This is a genomic window from Caenibius tardaugens NBRC 16725 (genome assembly GCF_003860345.1).
Taxonomy (GTDB): Bacteria; Pseudomonadota; Alphaproteobacteria; order Sphingomonadales; family Sphingomonadaceae; genus Caenibius; species Caenibius tardaugens.
In genome coordinates, this window is record NZ_CP034179.1 from 2,597,018 (window position 1) to 2,618,565 (window position 21,548).

Below are 21,548 nucleotides of genomic sequence, written 5' to 3' on the forward strand. Positions count from 1 at the left end.
TGGTCCGCTCCATCAGAGCTTTACGAGCAGCTTTCCGATGTTTCCGCCACTGTAGAGCAGATTTAGCGCCTCGGGTGCACTTTCCAATCCTTCGACCATGTGCAGCAGCATCCGCAGTTTTCCCTCGCGTAGCCAGGTCGTGAGATCGCTGATCGCGGCAGGCATCAGTTCCTGATGGTCAAGGACGACGAAGCCGCGAACTGTCAGTCGGCGCATGATGAGGTTGCGAAACATATAGGGTCCGGGGACGGGCTCGCTGCTGTTATAGCTTGCGATCAGGCCGCAGATCACGACGCGCCCGAAATCTTTCATATTTGCCAGCGATGCGTCGAGTATCGCGCCCCCGACATTTTCAAAACAGAGGTCGATACCATCGGGGCAAAGTTGGCCGAGCCTTTGGCATACATCCTCGGTTCGATAGTCAATCGCGGCATCGAAGCCGAACGAATCGCGCAGCATCGCGCATTTTTTAGGTCCTCCGGCGATGCCGATAACCCGGGCACCGGCGAGACGCGCGATCTGCCCGACCAAGGTTCCGACTGCACCAGCAGCGCCGCTCACCACGACCGTATCGCCCGCCTTAAGTTCGCCAATATGGAAAAGGCCGATATGCGCGGTGGGTCCCGCTACGCTCAGAACCGCGAAGGCTGTCGCAAGATCGATGCCGTCCAACGCCGGGAATATATCGAAATTGGTGCTATCGGTGACGATGTGAGACGACCAGCTATGGAGGCCCGCTGCATAGGCCCCTACGGGAAACAAGGGGTTCCGGCTGGCGATGACTTCGCCGAAGACGAAGCCGCGCATCGGTTCTCCGATATGGACCGGCTCCATATACATGTCCCAGTCGCTGATCCAGACGCGATTGGTCGCGTCGAGCGAGAGGTAGAGGGTCTTGAGCAGGAATTCCCCATCGGAGGGCGCGGCCAAAATCTCATCGCGATAATCAAATGTGCCGGCGTCGACCTTGCCGGTCGGGCGTTCGCGAAAATACCATCGCTTTGCATCAACCATTCCATCTTCTCCCGCTGCCGGAATTACGTTAGCGCACCGCGCCATCGCGATTTTCATATAGTGTCACGACACAGGCGCCGCCGAGTCCGATATTGTGCGCAAGAGCAAGGCGCGCGCCCTCCACTTGCCTGCGTCCGGCGCGGCCGCGCAACTGGCCGACGAGTTCATGCGCCTGTGCGAGACCTGTCGCGCCCAGCGGATGGCCCTTTGCGAGCAGGCCGCCGGACGGATTGACCACGATCCGGCCACCATAGCTGTTGTCACCGTCGAGAATGAACGCTTCCGCGGTTCCTGGGGGTGTGAGGGCGAGTGCCTCGTAGCTGAGCAGTTCGTTGGCGGTAAAACAGTCATGCAACTCGACGACATCGAGATCGGCGGGGTCGACACCGGCTGCGGCATAAACCGCGCTGGCAGCCCTGTGCGACATCTCGGCTCCGACTGTCGCGCCGAGATCCGCGCCATCGAAGCTCGACTGACGATCTGTGGTAACCGCCTGAGATGCCACGATCACTGATTGATCGACACCATGGGCTTTCGCAAATCGTTCCGAACATAGCACCACCGCGGCCGCACCGCAGGTTGGGGGACAGCATTGAAGGCGGGTGAGCGGGCCATAAAGTGGCTGCGAGGCCAGCACCTGTTCGACGGTGAGCGGATCTCGAAACACCGCAAGTGGATTTTCCGCTGCGTGCCGCCGGGCTTTGACGCTGATCATCGCGAAGGTTGAATCCTGCGCTCCGTAGCGCCGCTGATAATCCAGCCCTGCACCCCCAAAAAGACGGATCGCCATCGGCGCCTCCGACGGACCGAAGCGCGCGTCGATGACATCGAGAAAGCCCGCGAGCGGGTCTGTGCGGTCGCCCCATTGCGCTGCGAGCGCGCCGCGCCGCATTTGTTCGAAACCGATAGCGAGAACACATTCGGCGTCCCCGCTCATGATCGCGGTCCGCGCAAGCGCGAGCGCGCTTGAGCCGGTCGCGCAATTGTTATTGACGTTGAAAATCGGGATTCCCGTCAATCCCGAAGGATAGAGGGCGGCCTGTCCGGAGGTGCTGTCACCGTAAACATATCCCGCGAATGCCTGATCGATCGAATCATAACCGACTCCGGCGTCGGCCAGCGCCTCCGCAATGGCCGCACCGGCCATGGCCACATAATCCGGTGAATTGGCCGGTGTGACGAAAGGCGTCATTCCGGTGCCTGCGACGACGACTGGCGGCATCAAGCCTATCTCCCAACTGTTTATATGAAGGATTCACATGCTCCGCCGTCAGCGATCTCTCCCCACCCGAAAGGGTGGGGCGGCGATCTTCGCACTTTTGGCACAGAAGCAATTTGCAAAGGCGACCCACCCTGTCAGGTAGGAGCAAAGGAAGAATGCCGGAGCGGAAGAGGATGGATTTAAGGCGCGATGGACTGCTCGCGCGGATCGGACGCCAATCGCCTGCTCGGCTGGTGCTCATTCAGGCGCCCGCAGGCTATGGCAAATCGACATTGCTTCGGCAGCTCGCGGATGAGGAGAGCGCGGCCGGAAGTGCCGTTGGCTGGATCAGTCCGATGTCGCAGGATGGCGATCTTGCCCGGCTCGTGCAGTTGTTCAGCGCGAGCTGCGAGCGCATATTGGTTGACGCGGGCAGGCCGCTGCCGCCGTCGCGCGATTTGCCAAGCCTGCTGCGCGCGCTCGATTTTCCGGCGCTGTTCATTCTCGACGAATATGATCATTTCACGGGCGCGGAAACCGATGCCTATCTTGCGCAACTCGTCGCCAATTTGCCGAACGGCGTGCGCATCGCGCTGGCCGCGCGCAGTATGCCCCAAATCGCCGCTCCCCGGCTGAAACTTGATGGGCGCGCGGTCATCCTCGGTAGTGTGGATTTACGGTTCGATCTTGGCGAGGCACACCAGTTCCTGGCCGAAAAGCCGGGGTTGGGCGCCGGCGAAATTCGCCGGCTGCATATTCGGCTCGATGGCTGGCCGGCGGGTTTCCAGTTCATCAGCCTGGCGCTGCGATCGCCTGGGCGGAGCTATGGCGACGCCCTGACCCATGCGTTCTCGCACGATCTGGTCGACTATCTCGCCCAGGAGGTTTTCGATCTGCAAGGCGATGCAATGCGCGAACTGTTGATGCTTGCCTGTCTTCCTGACCGGATCAGCGCGGCATTGCTTGACCATATCAGCGTGGGACGTTGTCCTCCTGATCTGCTGGAAAAGCTTTGGTCGGCGGGGTTGTTCCTCGATCCTGTCGATGGAGACCGGGTCTGGTTCCGTTTTCATCCCCTTTTCGGCAATTTTCTCCACACGCAGCTCAAGCGGCAGATCAGCGATGATGAACTTCGCACGCGCCACCTGCGGATAGCCGAATGGCAGTCGGCGAACGGTATGGATGAGGCGGCTGTTGGGCATTTTCTTGCGGCTGGTGCAAGAAACGAAGCCGCCGATCTCGTCGAACGCCTTTCGGAGCGACTGGTGCGCGAAGAACGGCTCGGCCTCCTTGTGTCGATGGTCGAACAACTCGACGAGGATCTGTTTCTTGCGCGACCGCGCCTGATCGCGAATGCCGTCATTGCATATGGCTTTCGGCGTGATTTTGCCCGGGCTCACCGTCTGCTCGATGGCGTCGAACGGCGTGAACCCGACGTTGACCGCCAGATTCAGGCGGAATGGGAGGTTCAGCGCTGCTTTGTGCTCGCTGCCGAGGATCGCGTCGACGAAATGGGCATGCGCGCGCGCGATGCGGCGCGCTGGCTTGATGGAGGCAACCTGTTCTTTTTTGCTGTCGCACTTAACGCGCATGCATTCCTGCTGGCGGCGCAGAGCCAGTTTACCGAGGCCGAGGAACTTATGCTGCGCGCGCTCCCGTTACATGAGCAGGCGTCGAGCTATTTTGGCGGCAGCTACGCCTCTGCGATACTCGCGGCGTCGAAGGTTTCACAAGGCCGTATCGAGGAAGGGGCGCAGCTTCTGTCTCGTGCTTTCGAGCGTATGGACGGCGAAGCGCCGCCGGGCATATGGGCCGGGGCGGTGATTGCCGCACATTATGGCGATGCGCTTTATGAGCGCAATCGGGTTGCTGAGGCGCGCGCGGTGATTGAACCGCATCTTGCGTTCATCCAGCAGCAGTGCATCGTCGATCCGCTATGCCTCGGCATCGTCGCGCTTGCGCGTTGCGCCGTACTCGACAACGATCACGCACGCGCACATGAGCTTTATGAAGAGCTGATTACGCTCGGCCATCGTTTCGGCCTTGCCCGTCTTGTCGCTTGCGGGCGCGCGGAACTGGTCCGCGAAGCCACGCTTGCTGGCGATTTCGAGACTGCCGAATGGCGGATGCGGGCACTTGGGGCGGACGCCCGCGGCGCTACCGACAGCCAACTCGTGTATCCCGGTTCTGAAATGGAGGCGCAGCGCATCACCTGGTTGCGCTTGTTGGTTCACAGCGGACGACACGGTGAAGCACGCGCAGCCCTGCAAGCGGAAATTCGGGGAGCGACCGTCAAGCACAGGGTCCGTCGGCTGGTCAGGTTGAAACTTCTGCTGGCAATCTGTCTTGACGCCGAGGGTAATCAGCCGCTTGCGCGCCGCACGCTCCTCGACGCGTTGGGACTTGCCGCTCCGGGCGGAATGATCCGCACGATTCTCGATGAAGGTCCGGCTGCCATGCGGTTGGTGAGCGATCTGCGCAGCGAAGTGTTGGCGAACGGGGTCAAATGGGCGAATGATCCGGTCGCCACACTCGTCGAGACCCTGATTGCCGCAGAGTCGGGCGAGCCTGCGTCTGTTGTGGAGGCACAGGTCGACACCCCGCTCGAACCCCTGACCGAGCGCGAGCGCGATCTGCTGCGCTTTCTTTCGCTCGGTTACAGCAATTCGGACCTCTCTGACCGCCTTGCGGTTTCGGAAAATACCGTGAAATTCCATCTGCGAAACATCTACGCCAAGCTCGGCGTTGGCAGTCGCATGCAGGCAGTCCAGGCCGCGCGGCATTATCGTCTCGTCGACTAGAGTCTGTTCGACCTACCCATAGGGGTGGGCAAGCGCTGCGCGCGCTCGGCCAAGACGCTTCCGGACGAAGGCATGGAGTTCACCTGTGCCGACAAGGAGAGGAAGCGCGATGGGCCTATTGGTCAGCATCGATAATGGCGGCACGCTCACCGACATTTGTGCCTTTGATGGTACGAAAGTCCTGCACGCGAAGACACTGACAACGCCGCACGATCTTACCGAATGTCTGATGGCCGGCCTCACCGCACTCGCGTCGAAAACCGAGGCGGACGGCGATCTTGCGCGCCTTGTGGCATCGATCGATCACCTGCGTTATTCGACGACGCAAGGCACCAATGCAATCGCGCAGCGCAAGGGGCCGCGGGTCGGCCTGATCGTCAATTCGCTTGCATCGGCGGAGCGCATTGAGGCTGCGGCGAGCGACCTGTTTGCCACGCTGGTGGGCGACCGCTTCGCGGTCGTCGACGGCAGCGATGAGCGGGTTATGATCCAGCATGTGCGTGGGCTGGTTGCGCAAGGCGCGAGCCGGCTTGTCGTGGCGATAGACGGCGAAGACGCGGGCAAGACCGAGGCGCGGTTGCGCCGCGCGCTGTATGCAGCCTTTCCGCGTCATCTGCTCGGGGCTGTACCGTTGCTATTCTCGACCGCTCTCACGCCTGGTGCCGACCTTCTGCGGCGCGGCTGGTCGGGTCTTATCAACGCCTTTCTCCATCCTTCGATGGAGCAATTTCTGCATCATGCCGAGGATCAGCTGCGGCGCCACCATATCCGAAATCCGTTACTCATATTCCGCAATGATGGCGGTTCGACGCGCGTGTCACGTACTGTTGCGCTCCAGACCTATTCCTCGGGTCCGCGCGGCGGTGTGGAAGGTGGTGAGGCTATCACGCGCCATTACGGTTTCGCCCGCGCGGTATCGATCGATATCGGGGGCACGACAACCGACCTTGCCTATTTCAACGGCGGTCGGGTGGCGGCTTCGTCACAAGGGTATGTCGAATCGGCCCCCATCGCATTCGCGCTGGCCGAGGTGCCGAGTGTGGCGGCTGGGGGCGGCTCGATCCTCTCGGTCGTTGATGGCGTCATTCGCATCGGGCCCGAGAGCGTGGGGGCCTTGCCCGGTCCTGCATGCTTTGGCCGCGGCGGGACCGCCGCGACGATTACCGACGTCATGCTCCTTGCCGAGGTCATTGACCCCGCAAGCTATTTTGGCGGCCAGCTCGTGCTCGACCGCGAACGCGCCGCGCGCGCTGTGTCAGAACATTTGGCCGCTCCGCTTGGCCTGTCACTCCCTGACGCCGTCGCCGCTGCCATTGCCGCCTACGACAATCGCATCGCGGAAGCTGTTGCGGCGCTTGGCGCGGCCGACACTTTGTTGGCTTTTGGCGGGGCGGGGCCGATGAGCGCCTGCGGCGTTGCGGAAAAGGCGGGTATCGACACCGTTCTCATCCCGCGTTTCGCTGCCGTGTTCAGCGCCTTTGGCATCGGCTTCAGCCCGATACGTCACGAACATCGCATCGAACTGTCCGACTTTTCGGCGACCAGGGTGGACGAAGCCCGGGCAGAACTCGTCAGGCGGGCCGAGCGCGCAATGACGAGCGAGGGGTTCGCCCTCTCCGACTGCCGTCTCGACTGGCGCGCGATTATTGACGGTGCCGCACCGACCGCTCTCGATGATGTCGACGCAAACGCACGCGGCGTTCTGCTGCTTGAGGCGGTGCGTGCGATCCCGACGCCTCCGCTCGGACCTGCTGCACACCCCGCTCAACGTGAGGCATCGCCGAGCGGGACGCGCGGGAATGCCGACCCGCAACCGTTGTTTCGCATCGAACAACTGGCGCCGGGCGATCATGGCGTGGGGCCCTGCATTGTCGAAGAAGAATTTTTCACCTGCCGGGTTCCTGACGGCTGGTCCTGGGTGGTGACCGGAAATCACGACCTGTTTCTCGAACGCGAAGGAGCGAGGCCATGAAAGTATTTGTCACCGACGCGCTCGCGATCGATCTCGACAGCGAACAATGGGAATGTCGTGGCTGCGAAAAACCGCTTGGCGCGGCGCAGGAGAATTACAAACGCTTCATGAGGGCGTTCGTGCGCGATCCGCGCGACATACACGCGCCCATTATTGACGCTGAACGATACGCTTACACGTTCGCACCCGATCCGGTCTGGGTTCATATCATCGAATATTATTGCCCGCATTGCGCCCGCATGGCCGAGGCCGAGTATCTGCCGCCGGGGCACCCCCCGGCCCATGACATCGAACTCGATATTCCCGCGCTGAAGCAACAGTGGGCAGACCGAGAGCAACTTGCGGAACCGGCGCTGGGGCCGGAATTCGTGCCGCCGCCGCACCATCATCGCAAGGGAGGGCACTGATCATGCGCCGGGTTTCCGTCGACATCGGTGGCACCTTCACCGACTGCTTCCTTGTCTGGGACGGTCAATATGTCTCCGCCAAGGCTTTGACGACTCATCAGAATCTTGCGCTTGGCTTCAACGCCTCGCTCGAGAAGGCCTATGCGCAGATCGGCCTCGGTCTTGGGGAGGTGATGGGCGAGGTGGACAGCGTGCGCTATGCCACGACGCTTGGCACCAATGCGCTGATCGAACGGCGCGGGCCGACCGTTGGCCTGATCACGACGGCGGGCTTTGAAAGCAGCGTGCCGCTCAGTCGAGGCCGCGGCTATGGGGAAGGCCTGCCTGAACGGTTGCGCAAGGATCTCCCGATGGCGGAGCGACCCGAGCCGATCGTCCCGATCCAGCTCATCGCCGGCGTACGCGAACGCATTTCGGAAACGGGCGAGGAAATCATGGTCCTCGATGAGGAGGATGTGCGGGCCCAGGTGCACCGCCTTGTCGATCGCGGCGCGCAGGCCTTCGTGATCAGCCTTGTGAACGCCGTGGTCAATCCGGCGCATGAACTGCGCATCGAGGAACTGATCCGCGAGGAATATCCCGAGCATCTGCTCGGGTCTGCGCCCGTGATCCTTGCGCACAAGGTGGCCGGGCGGAAGGGCGAATATGCCCGCACGTCCTCGGCAATCGTCGACGCTTTTCTGCACAAGGCGATGTATCTTGGCCTTTCGAGTCTCGAACTCAACCTGCGCGACAACGGCCATCAAAGGCCGATGCAGGTCGTCCACAATTCCGGGGGAATGGCCCAGCTCAATTCGACCGATGCATTGCAGACCATTCACAGCGGCCCCGTATCCGGGATCGGAGCCTCCGAGCATCTGTCGATCGAGGCGGCCCTTGGCAATGTCGTGTGCACCGATATGGGCGGCACCAGCTTTGACATCGGGCTTGTCGTTGAGGGCGGCATCAAATTCTACGACTTCAATCCGGTGATCGAGCGCTGGATGGTCAACGTGCCGATGATCCACCTGGTGACACTCGGGGCGGGCGGCGGTTCGATCGCGCGATATGACCGGCTTCGTCAGACGGTGGCGGTTGGGCCGGAGAGTGCCGGTTCGGACCCCGGCCCCGCTTGCTACGATCGCGGCGGGCGCGAGGCGACGGTCACCGACGCGGACCTCCTTCTCGGCTATTTGCGCGCCGACGATTACGCCGGAGGGCATATCGCGCTGAGCGAACGCCGCGCTGCAAATGTGGTGCGGCGTACGCTTGCCGAACCGATGGGCATCGACGTGATCGATGCCGCCAAACTGGTCCGCCAGAAGGTCGACAATGACATGGCCAACGGCATTGCGCAGGAACTGCGCGCGCGGGGATATGAGCCTGGCCAGTTCACCATGCTCGCGTATGGCGGCAATGGTGCGCTGCACGCTTGCGGTATCGCCAATGCCATCGGCATTCGCCGCGTGCTCATTCCGCCTTTCAGTTCAGCTTTCTCGGCGGTGGGCGCCGGAAACATGGACCAGCTCCATATTCACGAGCGTTCGCTCTATCTGCAGATCTATGACAGTGTCACCCGGTCGTTGCTCAGCGATTTCGATCGCTTCAACACGATCGTTGCCGAACTCGAGGATCGCGGACGGTCTGACCTGTTGCGGCAGGGTTTCGAACCGGCGCAGATCGAGCACCGGCTCGAGGTCGACATGCGCTACGGCAATCAGCTTGCCCAAACGGCGGTGGTTGTCGGCTGGAACCGCATCACGAACAGTGACGAGCTTCTCCAATTGATCGCGCGGTTCGGGAGTGATTACGGCAAGCGTTATGGCGAGGGCAGTCAGGCCCCGGAGGCGGGCATCCGGATCAACACGGTTCGCGTTGCGTCCTTTGTGTCGACGCCAAAACTGCGTTTTTCCGACGTGCTTGCGCCCGATGCGGAACGCCGGCCAGCGCCCGATCCCCTAAGAGTCGAGGATTGCCATTTTGTCGGCGCCGAAGCGGCAGTGCCGACCGGAATCCATGCTCTCGCCGATCTCGCGTTCGGCGCTGTCGTTCCGGGGCCTGCCGTCGTGGTCTCGGACTCCACCACTTATCTTGTCGAACCCGGCTGGCGGTTGACTGTCGGACGTTACGGCGCCGGCTGGCTTGATCGCATGGTCATCAACGCGGGAGAGAATACATGAACGCCGAATCCGCGAATGTGAGCGAGTTTCTTCGCGATGCCAGCCTGTTTCTCGCACCCGATCCCGAAATCATGAACAGCCATCTGCTCGAACCGCGCTCGGCGCTCGAGGAGGCGGCCATGTCCGTGGAGAATGATCCGGCGCGCCTCGAAATCGTTCGCGAACGTTTGCTCGCGGGCGCCAACGAGAGCTTCGATATGCTCGAGAACATGGGCGCGGCGCCCGGCGCCAAGTGGGGCGACTGCGTGTCGGCGATCTTTACGGCCAGCGGCGATCTCAGCCTTGCCAGCACCGGCGGCGTCGTGATCTTTTGCAACCTCGTTCAGTATCCGATCAAGTTCATCAACAAATATTGGACAGAAGAACCGACTGTCGGGGTCCGCGAAGGCGATGCGTTTCTCGTAAACGATGCCCGCTACGGTCAGGCGCACAATACTGACCAGTCGTTGATGATGCCGGTGTTCTGGGAAGGGCAACATGTCGCCTGGGTCGGCGCGACGGTTCATGAAGGCGAGAACGGCGCGATCGAGCCGGGCGGTATGCCTTCCATGGCGGAGCAGGTTTGGGATGAGGGTCTCAAGATGTCGCCGTTCCGCGTTGCGGAGAATTACCGCCTGCGCCGCGACATCGTCACCTTTCTGCAGAATTCGGTGCGTGAACCCAAGCTCCAGTATGCCGACATGAAGGTCAAGATGTTCACCTGCCGACGCCTCGAACAGCGTGTGCATGAGGCGATCCGCGAGTTCGGCCTGGATGCTTTCGTCGCCTGCTTGCGGCGCAATCTGGAAGACACCGACGTGGAGGTGCGTCGCCGTCTTTCCGAATGGCCGGATGGCACGACGCGGCACAGTTGGTGGACCGACGGCACATTGCGCGAGAACGCGCTGATCAAGATCAATATCGCGGTCACGAAAAAGGGCGATACGCTGACGCTCGATTATCGGGGGTCATCGCCCGAGTTTACCAATCGTTCGAACAACAGCCTGGATATCACGCTCAAGGGCATGATCGCCCAGTTGTTCCTGACTTATGTATGGCCGGACCTGCCGCGCAATCAGGGTGTCTTGAATCCGATCAAATTCGTCTTTGACGATAACTCGATTCTGAAGCCCGCGTTTGGAACGCCCAATGCCCAAAGTATGATGTCGGTCTTCACCGCCTGGAGCGTCGCTCAGGTCACGGTGATGAAATTTCTCTATTCGGTGCCGCGCAAATACACCCGGGTCATCGCGCCCTGGTTCAACATGATCAATACCTTCCTTTTTGGCGGTGTGACGCAACATGGCGAAATGGTTGGCAATGTTTGCGCGGACATCAATGGCATGGGCGGCGGCGCACTTGCCGATCGGGATGGGCAACATAGCTGCTCACCGATCTTTGCGACCATGGCCGATCTTGGCGAACAGGAATTCATGGAGGAGGAAATGCCATTCGTGCAGATCGTCTCCAAGAAGCTGATGCGCGATAATCAGGGTTTCGGGCGCCAGCGCGGCGGCATGGGGTATCAGATGATCCTCGGCCTTCGCGACAGCCCCGTGTGGGGTTTCATGCTGACCGCCGTGGGCTCGAAATTTCCCAATGTGCCTGGCCTGTTCGGCGGATATGGGTGCCCGACCTATCCCTTGTGCCGCGTTAGCGGAATCGATGTGTTCGAGACGATGAAGTCCGATCCCGGAAAATTCCGCTACTCGATTGCGGAGATGATGAACGAGCGCCCTTATGCCGAGGCGCGGTATGGCACCTCTCCGATGTTCCTGCCCTATTCGCTGGCCGAGCGCGGCGAACTCTACATGATCGCGCAAGGGACCGGCGGCGGTTTCGGCGATCCACTCGAGCGTGATCCAGCGGAAGTCATGCGCGACCACGCCGACGAACTCATTTCTGACGATGTCGCCTGGCGTATCTATAGGGTGGTTTTCGATCCCGAAACACGGGTCGTCGATGCGGATGCAACAATGGCGGCACGCGACGCGGAGCGCCGCGATCGTCTCGAGCGCGCGATCAGCTATGATGCGCTTTTGAACCGCCATGTTACGCCGACTCCCCCCGAAACACCGCCCTATTTTGGCAGTTGGGATGATCCGGCCATCGTCTATGCCGGAGGGCCCGGGCGGCGTTTCGCCGCCGGACAGGTCAATCCACCTGTGGTGATGCCCAACCCGCTGCAGGTTCGCATCGACGCGCTCGAGCGTCGGCTGGCCGACGCAGGAGCGATCGATCATGAAGCTCTGGCTTGATGCGCACGCCTATGGCCGGTCGCTGCTCTGGCACGATCGCGAACCGTGGGACGAGCCAGCATCGGTGGGCCGCTTCGCGGGTGAACTTTGCCATCTTCTTCGGCCGTGGCGGCTTGTCATGCCGCTCGCGCCCTTGTTGCTGGCGGGCTCTGATCGCAATGGCAGCGCGGCTGAACGGGCAGAAGCGTTCGATATCAAGGCCCGGTCGCCCGAGCTGCGCAATGCGCTGACGACTGCGGTCGATACGTTGGTCCATTCGGGCGCGGCGGGATGTTACGTTCCGATGCTGCCCGGCCCGTCGACTATCGCACCCGGTCTCGCTGACGAGGATATGCTCGACGATCTCGTCGCGAGTCTTGGGGATATACTGAGAATCGTCGGGGCGGCAGCGGCAGAGGGCATTGTGCTGGTCGATGAGGCCGATGGGGATGCGCGGGATTGCCTGGCCCCACTTGGCCGCGTTGCCGAACATTCGGGCGCGCGATTGTGGATCGTGGGTGATGCGCTGCCGCGCATCGCGTGGGATCGGCTCGACATCGATATCGCCAGCCAGGGTTTGGTGACGATCCCTCAGGGAGCGAATCCGGAAGCTGTGCTCGAGACGCTTGGCCGCCTGCGCAATCGGGGAGAGTGACAGATGGCCGCAACGGTGCAATTTCATGACCAGTTCGATTTTCTGGCAAGGACGCAACCTGACCAGATATGCATTGTCGATGACCGTCGTCGCCTGACTTTCAGCGAGGCGTCTCGCGATGTGAACAGGTTCGCCAACGGTCTCTTATCATTGGGCCTGGTCAGAGGCGATCGGTTCGGCTTTCTTGCCCGCAACTGTGCCGAAATGTGGTTCATGTATCTCGCCGCAGCCCGCACGGGGATCGTCCCGATCCCGCTCAACTATCGCTTGGCGCCTGCTGAATGGTTGCACATCCTCAACGACGCCGGCGCCAAGGCGCTGATCGTCGGACCCGGCTATGACGCCGCGGTGGACGAGATCATCGAGAGCCTTCGCGAAGTCAGGTGGCGTGTCTCGTTTGATCGTGCGACCGATGATGCGCCGCCGTTCGCGCAATGGCTTGAGGCGCAGAGCGATGCGCGTCCCGACATGGGGCCGTCGGGCGAGGACATCTTTTATCAGATGTACACAAGCGGGACGACCGGATTGCCGAAAGGCGTTCTGGTCACCCATGCGAATTTCGCGGCCAACCTTTATCAGTCGCTCCAGTTTGTCGACCACCTTCCGGATCACCGATCCGTCGCACTGGTTGTGACACCGCTCTATCACGCTGCCGCCGTCTGGATCGCCGCCTTTTGCACCGCCCGCGGCATGACGATCCATCTCAAGACGGACTTCGATCCTGTCGATGTGGTCAATACGCTTGAACGCGAACGCGTCGCCTTTACCTTTCTCGTGCCCGCGATGATCCAGGCTTGCCTGACTCAGGTTCCCGATATCGACGCGCGTGACTGGTCGCATCTCGAGATGCTCATGTACGGTGCTTCCCCGATTGCCGAAGATGTACTGCGGCGCGCCGTCCGGGTCTTCGGATGCGATGTCTATCAGGCCTATGGTATGACAGAAACGACAGCGATTCTGACACTCCTTGGGCCTGCCGCGCACCGTCGTGCGCTGGCGGGGGAAGAACATCTTCTGTTGGCGTGCGGTCAACCGCTGCCGGGCACCGAAATCCGGATCGTCGACGGGTCCGGCGCGCCGGTGCCGGACGGTGCGTCGGGGCAGATCATAGCCAGGGGTCCGCAAATCGTGCCGGGCTATTGGCGGATGCCTGATGCGACTGCGGCATTCCTGGCCGATGGCTGGGCCCATACGGGCGACGCGGGCGCGCGCGATGCCGAGGGTTTCGTCTACATCCGCGACCGGATCAAGGACATGGTGGTGAGCGGCGGCGAGAATATCTATCCGCGCGAGGTCGAGAATGCGCTTTTCGCCCATCCCGACGTCGTCGATGCTGCCGTTATCGGCGTTCCAGACGACCGTTTCGGCGAGGCGCTTCTCGCGCTCATCGTGGCCGCGCCGGGCAAATATGTGGACGCGGAAGAGATAATCGCCTTCTGCCGCAACCGCCTTGGCGGCTACAAGGTCCCGCGCAGGATAGAGCAGGTCGATGTGTTGCCGCGCAATGCGAGCGGGAAGGTCTTGAAGCAGGTGCTGCGCGAGCCTTATTGGCGGGATCAGAACCGCGCGGTAGGGTGATCGGACGACCCGAGGACACCTGTCATGGTGAGGTCCACCGGCGGTTCCACGACACGATCCGACGGGTATATCGCCAGCGCGATCAAGCCTTTGCGGGGGCGGGCACGTCAGGCCGATCGGTCTGGTGTCTTCTCGCGTGCGTGCGACACCATTGGCATTGCGTGCCCTTCGTTTGATCAATGCCTGGGTTGGGGCAGGCGATCGAAATCATGGGCGAAATCATGGGCGAAATCATCGGCGAAATCATCCGCGCAACCATCGATCTGTGTCTTTGATCGATCCTACCTATTCGGGTGGGGAGCTTTCGTTGGAGCGCTTTATCGAGGCGATGGGGATCAAGGGACGCGTTTGGCGGGGCGCAAGGCTCGCGCAGAAGGGTCCCAATGATGGGAGAGGAATTTATGCGAATCTCGAAATCCATTTCGCTGCTCGGAACGTCGCTCGCAATCGTCGCCGGACCTTCGGCGGTATGGGCTCAGGACGCTGGAAACGCGCCTGCGGGCGGCATCGCCGAAATCGTCGTTACGGCACAGAGGCGATCAGAATCGTTGCAGGATGTGCCGATTGCCATTTCGGCGCTTGACTCGAAACGGATCGAGGAGGCGGGTTTCAAGGATGTTGTCGACCTTACGTCGACGGTGCCCAATCTCAACATTTCCGCGCTCTGGGGCACGTCCAATCCCAAGATATTCATGCGCGGCATCGGCAATAACAATTTCAACCAGACCGCCGAGAGCAAGGTCGCCGTTTACCTGGATCAGGTCTATCTGTCCGCACCTTCGGGGCAACTGTTCCAGATGTTTGACCTCGACCGGATCGAGGTTCTGCGCGGACCGCAGGGAACGCTATACGGCAAGAATGCGACCGGTGGGGCGATCTCGGTCTATTCCAAGCTGCCCGGCGATACGTTCGAGGGTTATGCCCGCGCGGGATATGGGAATTACGATGCCTATGAGCTTGAAGGCGCCGTCACCGTTCCACTCGGCGGCAATCTGTCGGCCCGTGTCGCGGGAACATGGAACAAGCGCGACGGCTATGTCACCGACACGGGGACCGGTGCAAAGGTCAACGACGCCGATCAGTGGGCGGGACGCGCCGTGCTGCGCTGGCAACCGGCGGGCGCAGATATCCGGCTCAATATTCATGGAGGTGGTTCGAACTCCACGCACAACAACAGCGTCCATCGCGGCATTTTCGATCCTGACGCGCTCGCGCTCGGTAATGTCGTCAAATTGCCCGCGTCGCGCATCATCGCTGGTCAAGGGATCGATATATTGGGCTACCGCGACCCCAATCCAGATCCTTACGTGAATACGTATGAGCGCGACACCTTCGCCAAAATTGATCTTTTCGGCGTATCGCTCGTTGCCGATTTCGATCTCGGCAACGATTACACGCTGACGTCGGTATCTGGCTATGAGAAGTCGAAGCGGCATGTGCTGCAGGAAGGGAACGGCGCGCCGAGTACGATCTTCACGATCGACTGGGGGCCGTCCAAATTTGAATCCTGGTCGCAGGAATTGCGCCTCGCATCGCCTGGTGACAGCGGATTCAGCTGGATTCTCGGCGCCTTCGCCTTTCATGAGAAGGGCACCGTCCACAATTTCTATAATATGTCGTCGGTTGCCTTCGCGCTCGGGTTTGATGCTTTCGACCAATATTACACGCAGAAGACCGATACGTTCGCCGGGTTCGCCCAGGCTCAGGTCAAACTCACTGACAAGCTCAACCTGACTCTCGGTGGGCGGATCAATCATGAAAAGCGAAAGCTCGATCATCGCACTTTCGCAACGACTGCAGCCGGAGCTTCGGTATTTCCGGGGCCCCTGTTCGATCTCAATCTCGAGAACAGCTGGACAGAATGGTCTGGCCGCGCCGCGCTCGACTTCGCAGTCTCTGACGACATCATGCTTTTCGCGAGCGTCAATCGAGGTTTTACCAGCGGTGGCTTCAATACCGGGGCGTTCAACGATCCAGTGGGTGCCGCGCGAACCTTCAACCCCGAACATGTCCTGAGCTATGAAGCGGGAATAAAAACGACGCTGTTCGATCGTCGGCTGCTCTTCAATGCGACCGCCTTCATGTATGATTACAAGGACCTGCAGGTTTTCACATTCACTGCTGGCGGCCTTCAGTTCATTGAAAATGCGTCGAATGCCCGAATCCAGGGCATCGAGTTTGAGCTGCAGGCAAAACCCGTGGACAATCTGGAACTGGGCGCGAGCCTTGGGTTGCTAAGCAGCAAATATCGGAATTTTCGGCGCGATGCCGGCGGAGTTGTTGAGGATTTGAGCGGTAACCGGTTGATCGGCGCGCCGAACACGCAGTTTAACATTGTCGGAAAATATACCTTCCCGACGTCGATCGGCGCCTTCTGGGTCCGTGCCGACTATACCTACACAGGCAATCGCTTTTATGACGAGCGACAACTCACCGAACTCAGCAGCGAGGGGGCAACGACAAATCTCAACGCGTCACTGGGCTTTACCAGCGCGGATGAACGTTTTGAGGCGTCCCTCTGGGCGAAGAATTTGACCGACGAGGTCAGCATCATCGATGTCGTCGAGGTGGGTTTGTTCGGCTATCAGAATGTCTGGTATAACATGCCGCGGACCTATGGTCTGATGCTGGGGTACAAGTTCTGATGCTGGTGCGGCGCGCGATGCCGGTGCGATGGCACGGATACCTGCAAGACGCGCCGCTCCGCCGCTCTGGCCGTGGGGCGAGGCCTTGTGGCCGATCCTGCACTGCACTTACGCTCGACGCGTTCAGTGGAGAGCGGTTCGCATAAGACAGACTGCACCATCGGGTATAATCGCCACGGGCTTGGTTTCCCGACATGCGACGCCTTACGGTTTGATCCCGACGTCGTCGAACTCGGCGTCGATTTCCACTGACAGGTTTCGTGCGAATTCGATATCGGCGGCGCCATCGGTTGTTTGGTCGAGCCGGAGCCTGGCGATACCGCGCCCGAATACGGGCCCGGGTGCTGTGGTCAGTGTCTTGGCGAGTGTGTCGAATTCGTCGGCTGCGCGGCCCCAGTCATACAACTTCAGCGATGTCAGGCCGCTTGTGAACAAGGCTTGATTATTGGCAGGTTGCTTCTGTAGCGCGGCGTCGCAATCCTGACGTGCGGTCGCCAGTTGGCCTGCAATGTGCAGCCGTGCCTTGCAGCGCAGGGTCAGCATGGCGACATTGTCAGGCATGATGGCCAAGGCCTGATCGGCGATGACGACGGCTTCCTGCGGTTGGTTCATGCGGATCAGCAACTCGGCCATCGCCAGGCGAAGCCCGACGCCGCGCAGCACGCCGTCTTCCGCTGGGGGCAATTGCTTCAGACGGGCATCGATGTCCTTCAACGCCTTTTCATATTCTGCGCGCGCAGGTTCCACGCGGCCGGCCATGCCCAATATTCTGCCGCGGCGCATCGCGCGGGCAAGAGTCGTCGCCCACGGCGGGCTGTTGGCGTTGGGTCCGGTCATTGCCGTGTCGACCATGGCGATAGCCTCCGCCACATTGCCAAGGCGTGCGGTAACCCGGGCAAGGGCCATGCGCACCTGCGGACGGGGCGCGAGGTCGACCACCTTTTGTAAATCCGCTCTCGCCTTTTCAAGCTGGCCGATCTGTTCGTACGCCAGCCCGCGTTCAAACAGCCAGACCGCGCTGACGGCGCCGGGATCGAGATTGCGGCCCAGATCCGGGATGGCTTTCTCGGGATGACCGCGGCGTGCCTGCAGCAGGCCCCGGACCTGGAAGGACCGTGGCTCGACCGGATTGCTGGCGAGAGCTTTGTCGATCGCGGTCTCCGCCTCATCCAGCCTTCCCAAACGGACCAGCGCGAGCGCGCGCAGCGACTGGGCAAGCGACGATCCCGGTTCAAGGGCCACCGCCTGGTCAAAATCTGACAGGGCATTTTTCATCTGCCACTTTTCCAGGCGATCATACCCGCGCGAAATGAACTCTTCCGATGTTGTGGGCGCGCCCGATCTGCTCCAGTCGCGCGTGGTCAGTCGTGTGACCGGGACGAGGGGAATGGCCTCGTCCGCGCGTGCCTCGGGTCTGATACCCAGTCCCGCAAAATTGAAGTCCACGTCCGGGCTAATGCTTCGAGCCAGCTCAATATCGGCAGAGCCATCGTCTTTCGCGCCGTTGTGGATCTTCGCTATTCCCCGCCCAAACAGGGCATGCGCGGAACCCGCCTCTAACTTGATGGCCATGTCGAACTCGGCCAGTGCCCGGCCCCATTCATGCGCCTTCAGCGATATCAGGCCACTGGAATACCAGATGCCTGATATCGGGACACCCCCGTTTGCCCGCGCGGCATCGCAATCCAGGCGCGCTTTCGCCAACTGGCCCGGGTCCGACGTTTGCATCAATGAAGTGCAGCGCGAAGCCAGCATCAAAACATTGTTGGGCTGTATGGCCAGTGCCTGATCCGCAATTGCGATGGCTTCAGGTACACGATCGAGGGCGTTGAGCAATTTGATCTTCGCAAAGAGCAGCAGAGCGGTATCGTTGTTCAACTGTGGTCCGCTTAGCGCAGGCATTTGCTTCAATCGGGCGTCTGTGTCGCGGAGTCCGGTTTCGTAGCTGGCCCGTGCCTGTTCCTTGAGCCCCACCATCTGTAGTGCCCCGCCTCGGCGCCTGGCCAGAATGTAAGCTGGCGACTGGCTGGTGCCGTCCGGGCTTTGCATGCCTTTGTCGATGGCAGCGATTGCGTCTTTGGTGTTTCCGAGCCGGACCAGCACACGCGCCAGATCGGCGTTGATCCTGTCGTGTTCAGGCGAGAGCGTAAGCGCATGCTGGAAATCTGCCCTGGCCTTCTCGAACTGACCGGTCTTTTCGTAAGAACGCCCGCGCTCGATCAGTGATATGACACTGGTCGGATTAGACTTGGCCAGATACCGGCTTAGATCGAGAATGGCCTGCTCAGGGCGATTCCGGCGGGTATTGATAAGGCCCCGTACCTGAAACGCCCGTTCGTGCACCAAAGCGACGCTGTGGGCCTTGTTGACCGAGGCTTCTGCTTCGTCGAGCCGTCCCAGGCTCATCAGAGCAAGTGCGCGAAGCGAGAGGGCCAAGGAGGAATCGGGCGACAAGGCAACCGCTTGGTCATAATCGGCCAGAGCTTCCTTTTTAAGCGCCAGCGTCCGATCGAAATCCGTACTGGACAGAACTCTGGCTCGCTCCTCCATGGTAGCATAACCGCGAGCCATAAAATCGGCCGCCGTTCTGGGTGTTCCAGACCCCTTCCAATTATCGACGACAAGGTCGTCCGGGGCTGTAATATAGGCCATTTCCCCTGCGATTTCGGCCAATGCCGCAGCGCTCGCCAGCGCTTCGGCGGCGGAGATTTCGGGCTTGAGCCTGACGATTGTCGATGTCGCAACTGCGCGGCCGTTTTCCAGCGACAGGGTGCGTGCGATACGGGTGCCTGCCACCGTACGATCAAAGTTTTTGCCCTGCAGCGCATAGCCTTCGCCCTGGCCCGGCAGAATGATTTCCTCCCGCACTACGGTATGAACGGGGAAATCGAGGCGGAAGGGGACCTGCGCATTGGCCCCGTCACGTCCCGTGAAATCGGGCTGCCACAGGATGCCTTTGTTGCTGAACTGGAAGCGGGGACTTGGCGGATCGCCTTTCTTGTCCCAGTTCAATCGCACTTTGCCGCTGAACTGGATGATAAACGTTTGAGTGTCCGGCGTTGCCGTGAACCGTATGGTGCGGTCCACGGCCTCGGGCAACAGATCGGGGTGTTGTTCCAATCCCTTTTTCAGCTCGGCCTCGCCGATCCGGACCAGCAAAGCGTTCAGCGCGGTGGCTGCATCGCCATGAAAGACCATTTCGCCTTGCGCGGATACCGGAGCCAAGGCCCCGGCAGTTGCGTCGAGCGTTATTTTCCGTTCGGCGAGCGGCCTGGCGGGGGGCGTCAGAGGCAGTGCGATTAGCGCTGCGCCTGCGGTCCGGATTGGCAGTCCATAGCCAAACGGGGACGATGCAAGCACCTCCAGATCGTGGTCGCCCGAACGGGTCCCGTCGAGCCAATAGGATTGTCCGTCTATCGTGGCGTGGACGAGAACATGATCGAACAATCGCGCACTGGGCAGGCGGTCTGTCAGCCCGTCGCCCGTGAGTGTGTTGACAAGGACAGGCTCGGCTTCGATGTCGAGTTCACTGAGAAGCGCAAGCAGCATTGCAGTCTTCCCTTTGCATTCGCCGAAGCGCCGCTTCCAGGTCTCCTCGGCTGACGCCGGAATATGGCCCCCTTCGCCCATAACGGACGCGAAATTTCGAATTTTGTCCTGAACAAGCTGGAGGGCGGCCAGCGCGCTTGCTTTCGGCGTGGGAGCTGCGGCGCGGATGCGCTGTGCCTCGGCCTTTAGCGGTGAGCTGTCATTCAACGTCGCCGCCTTGACATAGAGCGGCGCGAGCAAGGTGCTGACCTCGGACCAATCGCGGTAAGAGCTTGTTTCAACAAACATTGTAGAAGAAAAGCGGGCCGGAGCAGCTGGCGGAAGCAAGGGCACATCGAGGTTGCGGAATTCGGCCCTCAGTTCGTTGCCAAGCTTCATTTTTCGGACTTTGAGTTTGCCCATTGCCGGCGATGCCGCCCATCGCATGGGCATGCCGTCGGGCCAGATTTCTCGCACGAGGACAAGGCTGGCCTTCATTCCCGGGGGGAGGTTTACGCCGCCTTCGGGCTTGAAGTCGACCGTCCCGGCATCGGTGCGCACCGAATAGGCGAGGTGCACGATGTCCCCAACCCGAAGATCCTCGGGCTGGATCGTTGCTGTGAGCATGCCGTCGAGCTGCGCGGCCTCGAGATTGCTTTCCCGCCTCAGGATGCTGAACTTCTGGGCGGCAAGAACATTGTGGGTAACACCGTCACGGATCACTTCGAGCCTGTGAACGATGAGATCGCTACGCTCCGGCTGCCAGGGGATAGCGACGGTGCCTTCTGCGGTCAGCCCTTCCGTGTTCTGGATCTTGCTCATTGTCTCGACATAACGGGTGCTTGTCGTACCGCTGTGGCTGGTTTGCAGCGAGAAGAGCAGCAACTCTACCGGCTGTGCGGCTTGTCTGGTATCGGACGCGGGCGCCGGAGTCTGCGGCTGTTCAACCCAGTCAGGTGCGGCTTCAAAGATCGGCTCGTTGCCGGCCATTGCCTGACCCGGCAGAAATCCGGCCAATATAAACAGGCCAATCAGAAAGAATCGCAAAGTAAAACCCCTCCCGCCCCTCAAGCAGCGGGACAAGACTTCGTTATTTCCCGTACCCATGGCAAGCGACTTTATGATGTGCTGATTATAATGACGCTGATTTCCGGAACGTATCCGTTCATGCCCGCTTGCCATCCCGCTGGATACAGATTGGGCTGATCTGCTTTCGAGAAAACATCGCTGTTGAGGTGCGACAAGGGTAAACGATCCATCATGCCCACATCCGCAAAGGTGGAGATAGTGGACGGCGATTCCCGATCAGGATGACCCCACCCCGGAAGCCGGAATATGCGTCGCACCGCAAGTTCGAAGCCACTTCGAACCC

11 protein-coding genes are annotated in these 21,548 nt (G+C 60.8%); 8 read left to right on the forward strand and 3 right to left on the reverse strand.

All coding sequences use genetic code 11. The features are described from left to right. Positions 1–12: 12 nt before the first annotated feature. Positions 13–1,014, reverse strand: a complete 1,002-nt coding sequence (locus EGO55_RS12170; protein ID WP_021690172.1) for an NADP-dependent oxidoreductase — start codon at positions 1,012–1,014, stop codon at positions 13–15. 28 nt (positions 1,015–1,042) lie between these two features. Continuing rightward, on the reverse strand, positions 1,043–2,236 hold the full coding sequence (locus EGO55_RS12175; RefSeq protein WP_021690173.1) for a thiolase C-terminal domain-containing protein: 1,194 nt from the start codon (positions 2,234–2,236) through the stop codon (positions 1,043–1,045). A gap of 113 nt (positions 2,237–2,349) precedes the next feature. Here EGO55_RS12175 and EGO55_RS20580 point away from each other — a divergent pair, with 113 nt between their 5' ends. The 8 genes from EGO55_RS20580 (at position 2,350) to EGO55_RS12215 (ending at position 16,648) form a co-directional block, all read left to right on the forward strand. Beyond that, complete coding sequence (locus EGO55_RS20580) at positions 2,350–5,016, forward strand: winged helix-turn-helix domain-containing protein (RefSeq protein WP_161566041.1); 2,667 nt, start codon at positions 2,350–2,352, stop codon at positions 5,014–5,016. Between the two features lie 109 nt (positions 5,017–5,125). Further along, positions 5,126–6,988 carry a hydantoinase/oxoprolinase family protein gene (locus tag EGO55_RS12185; protein ID WP_021690175.1) on the forward strand — a complete coding sequence of 621 codons (1,863 nt, stop codon included), beginning with the start codon at positions 5,126–5,128 and terminating at the stop codon, positions 6,986–6,988. Continuing rightward, positions 6,985–7,395, forward strand: a complete 411-nt coding sequence (locus tag EGO55_RS12190) for an acetone carboxylase subunit gamma (RefSeq protein ID WP_021690176.1) — start codon at positions 6,985–6,987, stop codon at positions 7,393–7,395. Before EGO55_RS12185 ends, EGO55_RS12190 begins: the two co-directional genes overlap by 4 nt. Positions 7,396–7,397: 2 nt before the next feature. Next, entirely contained in the window at positions 7,398–9,554 is a 2,157-nt protein-coding gene (locus tag EGO55_RS12195) for a hydantoinase/oxoprolinase family protein (protein WP_021690177.1), read from the forward strand. Further along, positions 9,551–11,791 (forward strand): hydantoinase B/oxoprolinase family protein, encoded by a 2,241-nt coding sequence (locus EGO55_RS12200; RefSeq protein ID WP_021690178.1) that lies wholly within the window; start codon positions 9,551–9,553, stop codon positions 11,789–11,791. The genes EGO55_RS12195 and EGO55_RS12200 overlap by 4 nt, the downstream gene beginning before the upstream one ends. Further along, the gene (locus tag EGO55_RS12205) at positions 11,775–12,425 is read left to right on the forward strand and encodes a hypothetical protein (protein ID WP_021690179.1); all 651 of its coding nucleotides are present in this window, start codon (positions 11,775–11,777) and stop codon (positions 12,423–12,425) included. The genes EGO55_RS12200 and EGO55_RS12205 overlap by 17 nt, the downstream gene beginning before the upstream one ends. Positions 12,426–12,428: 3 nt before the next feature. Continuing rightward, the gene (locus EGO55_RS12210) at positions 12,429–14,003 is read left to right on the forward strand and encodes a long-chain-fatty-acid--CoA ligase (protein ID WP_021690180.1); all 1,575 of its coding nucleotides are present in this window, start codon (positions 12,429–12,431) and stop codon (positions 14,001–14,003) included. Positions 14,004–14,404: 401 nt separating this feature from the next. Next, a complete protein-coding gene (locus EGO55_RS12215; protein ID WP_040715647.1) occupies positions 14,405–16,648 on the forward strand; it encodes a TonB-dependent receptor in 2,244 nt (747 codons plus the stop codon). 204 nt (positions 16,649–16,852) lie between these two features. Here EGO55_RS12215 and EGO55_RS12220 read toward each other — a convergent pair whose 3' ends face one another. After that, entirely contained in the window at positions 16,853–21,223 is a 4,371-nt protein-coding gene (locus EGO55_RS12220; RefSeq protein ID WP_021690182.1) for a tetratricopeptide repeat protein, read from the reverse strand. Positions 21,224–21,548: the final 325 nt, after the last annotated feature.